Consider the following 253-nt stretch of genomic DNA (forward strand, 5'->3'; position numbering starts at 1 on the left):
CGATGAATTTCTCACCGTCCGAGAGCGGTTCCTTTCAGAAGGACCCTTGATGGGTTGAAGGCGGTCTTCACGCCCGGTGAGGGTTATCGTTGGGTTGCTTTCAGAAGGACCCTTGATGGGTTGAAGGGCTCTTGTTCGCTCGCGATGTAGTCGAAGTGATTCTTTCAGAAGGACCCTTGATGGGTTGAAGGTGTGGTGAGCCGTGCGAACCCCAGGTTTTACCCGACTTTCAGAAGGACCCTTGATGGGTTGA

This window comes from Halobellus captivus (assembly GCF_007655485.1).
Lineage (GTDB): Archaea > Halobacteriota > Halobacteria > Halobacteriales > Haloferacaceae > Haloquadratum > Haloquadratum captivum.